At 40.2% G+C, this 7,528-nt stretch carries 9 protein-coding genes; 3 read left to right on the top strand and 6 right to left on the bottom strand.

The window, feature by feature from the left end; genetic code table 11:
* Positions 1-537: 537 nt before the first annotated feature.
* Entirely contained in the window at positions 538-1,032 is a 495-nt protein-coding gene (locus tag EWV84_RS04975; protein WP_002798323.1) for a hypothetical protein, read from the bottom strand.
* Positions 1,033-1,394: 362 nt separating this feature from the next.
* On the opposite strand from EWV84_RS04975, the gene EWV84_RS04970 reads away from it, so the two are divergent.
* Entirely contained in the window at positions 1,395-2,225 is an 831-nt protein-coding gene (locus EWV84_RS04970) for a hypothetical protein (protein ID WP_287076829.1), read from the top strand.
* A gap of 129 nt (positions 2,226-2,354) precedes the next feature.
* Here the strand turns inward: EWV84_RS04970 and EWV84_RS04965 are convergent, their stop codons facing one another.
* A complete protein-coding gene (locus tag EWV84_RS04965; protein WP_286825225.1) occupies positions 2,355-3,038 on the bottom strand; it encodes a DALR anticodon-binding domain-containing protein in 684 nt (227 codons plus the stop codon).
* 448 nt (positions 3,039-3,486) lie between these two features.
* Here EWV84_RS04965 and EWV84_RS04960 point away from each other — a divergent pair, with 448 nt between their 5' ends.
* Together EWV84_RS04960 and EWV84_RS04955 are read left to right on the top strand one after the other, a co-directional pair.
* Positions 3,487-3,705, top strand: coding sequence for a hypothetical protein (locus tag EWV84_RS04960; protein WP_286825227.1), 219 nt, complete (start codon positions 3,487-3,489; stop codon positions 3,703-3,705).
* The gene (locus EWV84_RS04955; RefSeq protein WP_287076827.1) at positions 3,698-3,982 is read left to right on the top strand and encodes a type II toxin-antitoxin system RelE/ParE family toxin; all 285 of its coding nucleotides are present in this window, start codon (positions 3,698-3,700) and stop codon (positions 3,980-3,982) included. The genes EWV84_RS04960 and EWV84_RS04955 overlap by 8 nt, the downstream gene beginning before the upstream one ends.
* 71 nt (positions 3,983-4,053) lie before the next feature.
* On the opposite strand, the gene EWV84_RS04950 is transcribed toward EWV84_RS04955, so the two are convergent.
* From EWV84_RS04950 to EWV84_RS04935, 4 genes are all read right to left on the bottom strand, one after another.
* The gene (locus EWV84_RS04950; RefSeq protein WP_287076824.1) at positions 4,054-4,968 is read right to left on the bottom strand and encodes a DNA adenine methylase; all 915 of its coding nucleotides are present in this window, start codon (positions 4,966-4,968) and stop codon (positions 4,054-4,056) included.
* Positions 4,969-5,041: 73 nt separating this feature from the next.
* Positions 5,042-5,557 carry an alpha/beta hydrolase gene (locus EWV84_RS04945; protein WP_287076822.1) on the bottom strand — a complete coding sequence of 172 codons (516 nt, stop codon included), beginning with the start codon at positions 5,555-5,557 and terminating at the stop codon, positions 5,042-5,044.
* 167 nt (positions 5,558-5,724) lie between these two features.
* Complete coding sequence (gene frp / locus EWV84_RS04940) at positions 5,725-6,051, bottom strand: fluorescence recovery protein (protein ID WP_287733135.1); 327 nt, start codon at positions 6,049-6,051, stop codon at positions 5,725-5,727.
* A gap of 229 nt (positions 6,052-6,280) precedes the next feature.
* Positions 6,281-7,243, bottom strand: coding sequence for an orange carotenoid-binding protein (locus EWV84_RS04935; RefSeq protein ID WP_287076819.1), 963 nt, complete (start codon positions 7,241-7,243; stop codon positions 6,281-6,283).
* Between the last annotated feature and the right edge of the window lie 285 nt (positions 7,244-7,528).

The following is a 7,528-nucleotide window of genomic DNA, read 5'->3' as shown; positions in this document are numbered from 1 at the left end:
TTGGCTCGGGCTACATCAAATGTTCCCAAAAAATATAGAAGAGCTAATGCAAATTAGCCGCTATCGGTTGAAGGATTACATCAAAGGGCAAAGAGCTATATCGCTTGCCCTATCTACCTCCTAGCTCGCTTGTCCCCCTCTCAGGAATTTTTCTCAAAATGATATCATATAAAAACAGATGATCATGAAAAATATCATGGAAGCATACAAACTGAGAGGAAAAGTAGAAATCATCGTCTAACAAACGACCCTTAATCATACCATAGCCAGTAAACCTTTTGAGAATACCAAATCATCAGACCTCTTGTAAAAATCAAAAATTGTTGTTAGGATTAGAAGTCAGTAGTCAGGATAATTAAGAATGAATAATAATCAATTAAATAGTCTATTTACGGATTTTATGCCATTTAATCCTTATTTTTGAGGTTTTTGAACCCTCAAAAATTAATTATGCAAGAGACTTATCTAAATTACTTGTTAATACTGCACACTTAAAACTCAAATCTGATAACTGATAACTGATAACTGATAACTGTCTTACTCAGCTTTTACCAAACCCTGAGAGCGAATACAGGCCTGTTCCCAGCGACAATCGGGATTAACTTCCACCGGTTTGAGTCGCGCCCAGATTTCGCCTTGAGCATCGGCATAAAAACTATCGATAATAGCGGCAATACGAGTACCAAAAGGTTCGGTAATGAGGACAGAATCGGTCAGATTAAATACTTCGCCATTGGCTCCCGTCGCTTTTTCGATGACAGGAATTTCTGCTTTGGGAATTGGTTTTCGGAATAGAGGAGCCGAATCGGAACGAGGACGGAAAGGAGATTTTATCTCGCTACTGACTGATTTTACCGTTTCCGCGGCCGGTTTTTCCTCGATGATTTCTGAAGGGGTTTCCGGGGGTTTGGGGGGTACTGCGGCTCTAGAACCCTTTTTAATAATTTGTAGAGGTTGTAGGGGAGGAGTGGCTTTAATTGGCTCTTCGGGGGGTTCAGGGGTGCTAGGGGTTTTCTTCGGGGGACGTGGCATGATACGACAAGGAAAATAAAAACTATAGAATTATTGAAGCACATCGAGCCGCTAACCCGCTCGACCGATGCTTGTATCAATTTTGCTGTGGCTAATTCTTCCCTGGCCCCAGGGCCAGACACCCGCACTACAGCTATCTGGGAATTAGTCGATTCCCCTCTCTCCCAACTTAATGAAAATTTTTCTCATTAAGTATTGACAAAAATTCCTAATAAGCTTATGGTTATTTATGTGTTCTCCTCTCAAGGATCGGCAGTGGAACCGCGCGGCAGTCTCTAACAATGCGGTTCCCATTTTTTTTTGGAACGATAAAAGGCTTTTAACGTCTCTAAACTTCTAGGTTTCCTCATCCTTTGGCTTTTATGAACGATAATTCCGACCTGTACCTCGATCATCTCACCCATGCGGATACTGTCATTACTGCTGAAATTGTCGAGCATGAGAGTCAATCAACAGATGAGACAGATTGGCCGGCTCTATCCTCTCATTTACGTCAACAAAATCAAGAATTACAAGCGGAGATCTGGCGACGGGAGCAAGCTCTCGCAGAACTGCGATCGCAGTTAGCCGAGCAACATCGTCGCTGGCAAAGTTGTGATACCCTAATCCAGCAGCAAAACGAGGAACTGCAATACGAAAAGCAACAATTACAGCGAGCTTTAGGAGAAATCGAACAGTATCGTCAAGCAGAACAACGGCAACCGATGATTATTGCCAATTTGACCGCAGAATTGACCCGCACGCGTCAACAATTAGCCCGTTTAGAGCGAGAATGTGCCTTAATTCAGGAAAGTTATCAGGAAAAAAGCCAAAAACTGTGCAACTATGACCAGCAATTGCAGGAATTACGCACCCGTCTCCAACGTCAGCAACGCTACACCCTCCAGTATAAAGCGGCCTTAGCCCAGTATTTCCAGCGCGGGAGCGATCGCAATTCTCCCCCGGATTTAGCCATTGTCGCCAAGGCAGCCGCGATCGAGCCTTGGTCTCAGACAGAAAACCAAGAAAGGGATGAAGTGGCTCCCATCGATGAGTTTTTAGCGGAATTAGAGACAATTGAGCCAGTGGAATCCTTAAATAAGAAAGAGAGGGATTGGCCCGCACCTATCATCTCCCCTTCCCCGAAATATTCCTCTTTTCGGGTTGATTTGCCCACTTTTATTAAATATCGCCAAGAAGAAAATAATTCCTGAACAACAGAAAGAGAGCCGGCGACTGTCCATGTTTCGTCTCGGCTCTCTATTCTGGTTCGCTCCTCACACTAATTAAAATCTATCATAAGCTGATGGTTTTGTCCACTAAATTCATAAAAGTTAATATTTTTATAGTTCCGTCATCGGCAGCAGTTGCCATTTTTGACGGAGAAGACGGTTAAGTAGTTTTTGACTGACGCTAATCAGGATTAATCTCGATCGCTGAATTGGGGCCGATTCTCCGATAATGCGACAGTTACGCTCAAAATTGAGCATTGCCTCGCAAAAATTTGCGGTTAGGGGATAGGGTTTCTGGCGTTCCCAACAATCACAAACGGTTAAAATTTGCAGGATTAAAGCTATTTCGGCGGGATGATGCCACGATAATAGTTCAGACTCGATTAATCTAATTTTTTCCCGATTGAGCAGTTGTAACAAACCAGAATAGCGAGCGTGGGTGTATTGAAATAAAAAGAAAAATTCTCCTCTGGGATGGAGAGGAAGCTCATCCGAGAAAAATTGATCGATTAAATCGTTTAGTTTCAGTAACCAAAAGGACAAACATTGCTGATCTAATAATAATTCCAGCCATCCTTCTTTAAGCTGAATTTGCGGAAAAAGGACGATTAAATGGTTAAATATGGTTTGAAATTGAGCGGGCGTAAAATAATAAAACAGAGGTGAACGATAGAGGATAATATCAGTTTTTGGGCAACGATAGAAAGTTAATTTATGGTTGTTTTCTGGAAAAATATTAATTAATTGTTGTTTTAAGCAATGCTCGATCGAGGGATGATTGCAGATAAAATTCATACTCAGAAGGGTAAACGTAGTCGTGCCCAATTAATTGCCATTGGCGAGATAGGCACTATGGTCAAAGCAAATTTTTAGCTTAAGATGGATATAGGCGATCGGATAGTCTTTCTCTTGTCAGAAACTTCAGACTATCTCTAGGGGCTTACCTCTGTCAATCCCGGGGGTTGCACTTCACTTTTGCATGGGCGCTATATCTAATATATTATCGAAGAAGACTATCATGAAAGGGGAGTTTACTGCTATCATTGAAGCGGCAACAGAAGGGGGATACTGGGCGATTTGTACTGAAATTCCGGGTGCAAATGGTCAAGGAGAAACCCTTGAAGAAGCCAAGGAAAGCTTAAAAAATAGGCACTCATGCAAGAGGTAGTTATATCTGTGTAATTAATTTTGCTTAGGTACTGACAATAAATTTATTCTTTAATTTGAAAAAGGAAAAGCGCCAATGTCACAAACCCTTCAATTTCATCAAATTTTAGAAATGATTGACAATCTTTCTTTTGATGAACAAGATGATTTAATCAGTATTATTAGACATAGACAAATTGAAAAAAGACGAGAAGAAATCGCCAAGAATATCCATCAAGCGCGTCAAGACTACCAACAAGGGAAAGTCTTTCGGGGAAACATTGATGATATTATCGCAGAATTAAACAATGACTAAATTAATTCTAAGCTCATCCTTTAAACGAGCTTTTAAGGTAATCATTAAAAGCAGACCCGATTTAAAAAGCAAAATTGAGGCTAAATTAAGATTACTTGCTGACGATCCCTATAATCCTATATTACGCACTCATAAACTTAAAGGAAAATTATCAGGAGCTTGGGCTTGTTCGGTTGAATATGATTGTCGTATTGTCTTTTGCTTTGAGCAAAATCAAGAAACCTTGCAAGAAGAAATCAATTTAATCGATATTGGGACTCATGATCAAGTCTATTAATAGTCTTGCCCCTCGATCTCTTGAAGAAATATTTTTATTCATGTCGTCTTTTGTGTTAGGCTTAATTTTTGTCAATTATTGATCAGTAATTCCCAGATTTCTTCCCTATTATTGCCCTGGGAATTAATATTTCGTCGGGCTTTTACCCTTTGAATATTATAATCTTTATATAAATCATCAAAAAAATTATTGTCAGAGTCAAAGTTTTTAACGTCGGAATTACTTAAAATAAATTTATAACCGGACTGATCCACTCGATCGATAAATTGTTTTAATCTTATTTGCTCCTCATCGTTAAAATTTTCTTTAGTATAAGAGGTAAAAGCTGATGTTTTTTTAATCGGTTTATAGGGAGGATCAAAATAAAATAAAGTCTTGTTATTGGCATAATTTAGGGTTTGGACAAAATCTCCTTGTAGGATCGTTACTTTTTGTAAATGATGGTTGACAGCTAATAAGTTTTCTTCATTGCAGATCAACGGTTTGACATATTTTCCAAAAGGGACATTAAAAAGTCCTTTGCTATTGACTCTATAAAGTCCATTAAAACAAGTTTTATTGAGAAATAATAACAAAACTGTCTTTTCTAGATCGTCATCGCAGCTGCGAGAATTAAATTCTATTCTTTTATCCAAAAAAAACTTTTGTTGTTCCTCTAGATTTTTAAGTTCATAAAAATCCTGCTGAATTTTTTTAAGCTTGACTATTAATTCTTTGACATTATTTTTAATAACATTATAAGCCATGATTAAATCAGGATTGATGTCATTAATAATGACTTTTTGGACAGAAGAAAAATTATTTAAGACTGAGAATAAAACTGCCCCACCTCCGACAAAAGGTTCAATGTAGTTAAACTGACAATCTTGAGAAATCTGGGAATTAATCAAAGATAGAATATTGGGAACCAGTTGAGTTTTGCCTCCCGCCCACTTTAAAAAAGGTTTGCCGCTAACTGTTTTCCTTTCAGACAAAGAAGTGGTCATTATTCCTACCAGATTATCCTAATTTATTCAATTTACAGCGCAATTCAAGAAAACCTGAAAGGCGGATTTGGTATCAGAAAGGTAAACGGGGCATTTTTTTCAATACTGACTCAATTTGGTTGATTAAATCCAGCAGACGATTGCCATCCACATGAACCTCGCTGGTGGGATAATTAGCGAGGACTTCGATGATTTGAATCTCGTTATCGTTGAGGGCAGAAGTGACTAAGGAACCCCGTAAAGCTTGCCGACTAGCAGCCCGATTGGGGGTGTGGACAATTTCGGCGGCATAATCTAGCAAACTTTCGCCCAAAAAACTATTAAGAAATTTGGAAAGAAAGACGGCATCCACCGCTATGCGACGATTAAGGATTTTACGGAATTCTTCGGGTTTTTGGTTAGCCATCTTTAATTGTGCCGCTAAAGCGGGAGCTAATTCGCCTGTTTCGCTCAATTGCTTTAATTCTGATACCGATACAGACCCTTGGAAGATGTAGTATTTGATGATAGCTGATTCGGCGGCTGACAAAGACTGACAAACACCGAGAAAGATAGATATTCCTAGGGAAAGTAAAAGATTTTTGAACATAAACCAAAGGTGCAAAACAAGCGAAAAGCGGTCGGGATGATTGACTCATTCTAGCGGAATTGGTTGCCGCTTAGGAAAAACTTAAGACGGTGTTGATTATCTAGAGATGAATTTTTTATTCACCCAACTAGAAGCGGAAAGCTGATAGCTTAATGCTAATCATTAATTTACATTCGCGAGAGGGCAGCGATTTTCGCTAGTTTATCTTTTTCCAAACCGTTGAGATCCTCTAGCTTTAACCATCCTTCCTTTAACAGTTGAGCAAAGACAAAAATTAGGGAAGTATAGCGATAGTCATATTTACCATCAATCTGATGTCGTCGGGCGCTTAGATAATCGTGCATTTGCCAGATATCATCTAAAACCGTGATCTGAACAGACTGTTCTTTAATATGTTCTATTAAAGTGCTAGTTTCTCGCTGATAGGCTTTTTGGAAAGCAGTTTGAGCAATTTCTTGTTCGGTATCTGACCAAATTATTTCACTCACGGGCATGATTTTAGTTTTAGGGATGATAATTTTGGGTTTTTGAGCTACCATGACTCTTGGCTCCGACATCTGTAAGAATGATCGTTTAGTTATTCTTACCTACATCAGAGAGGAAACTGGTGTATTTCCCAATTTTTTAAAGTCAGCTTTTTGATTGTAGAAAAAAAAGAGTTCACTTGACAAGGAACTCTAATAAATTTCATCAGAATTTTTAATGATTTCTTCCAGTAGCTATTTAGCCACGGGCAAAGTTTAATAATTCTTTCGGAGAAGCTAATAAATCGATCGCTACGAAGAAAATTTTATTATCAGGAGTTAGGAGGAAGCGCCATGCCATATTCATACCCACACCCGCACCAAACCAGGGGGTTTGTACTTTTCCCGTCACTTTAATCTGAGTAAAACCGTCATCGGTGGGTTCCACTACACCGCATTCGGGGATTAATTTCAAATTTTGGCATTCTTCGCGGAAAAAGCGATACACTGCCTCTTTACCGACGATGGGACGTTGGAAAGGTGGTTGCAGAGCGCCGTCAGGGGTGAATAATTCAATTAATACATCAAAGTCATTGGCGTTGAGGTTGTCCATATAGTTGAGGACGGTGGCATTGGTAACGCCTTCAATGCTAACTTTGGTCCGTTCGGCAATATTTTGGGGAGGAACCACGGGTTCGGAAATACGGTTATAATCGCCCAGTTTCTTGGGATCGTAGCCCATATCCACCACACAATTCCGCAGAACGGTGATTTGTTGTCCCGACTCTAATTTTTTAATCCCGTCTAAAACGGCGGTAGCATTAGCAGATAGTTGATAACCCTTGGGAATTGGCGCAACACTGCCATCTTCCATCCATTGTCCTAATTGATACCAGAATCCCAGTTTGATATTAGCAGACCAAGTGCCGTAGGTACGACAAATCGGGGTGTCAGCATGGTTCGCTAAGTCGCACATCACCTGCGACTGTTGCAAGGGTGACATCTGCCGAATTTCATTCATGGTGTTTTCGGCAAATACCATACTAGCGGCGCCGGGGGCGGCAACGGTGATGGTTTTGCCCATTTCTAGGTAGGCAAACCAAATCAAGGCTAGTTGATCTTCGGTATTCAGCTGATTGAAACGCGCAATCGTGGCGGGAACCACATCCGCTGATAGCGTGTTGGGGAAAATGCTCCGCGCTGATTCGATCGTAAACGGCATAGATTCACCTTGAAGTAAAGTTTTGTATCAATTTACACTCATTCTATCATATTTGCGTACCAAGGCAGCACCGATGGAGAAACTTTCCCAAAAAAGCTGTACTTTGGATCACACTTGCCCGGGATTATCAGCAAATCTTGATGGTTGAACAACTGTTCCATCACTTATTTAGGGTTTACTGAAAAAGTTTTTCGGTGGGGGTTGGGGGTTGGGGGTTGGGGGTTGGGGGTTGGGGTGTGGGGTGTGGGGTGTGGGGTGTGGGGTTTTACCCATTTTCAGGTGGTC

Source organism: Microcystis sp. M_QC_C_20170808_M3Col (assembly GCF_007095505.1).
Lineage (GTDB): Bacteria > Cyanobacteriota > Cyanobacteriia > Cyanobacteriales > Microcystaceae > Microcystis.
This window is presented reverse-complemented; position numbering and strand designations above follow the sequence as displayed.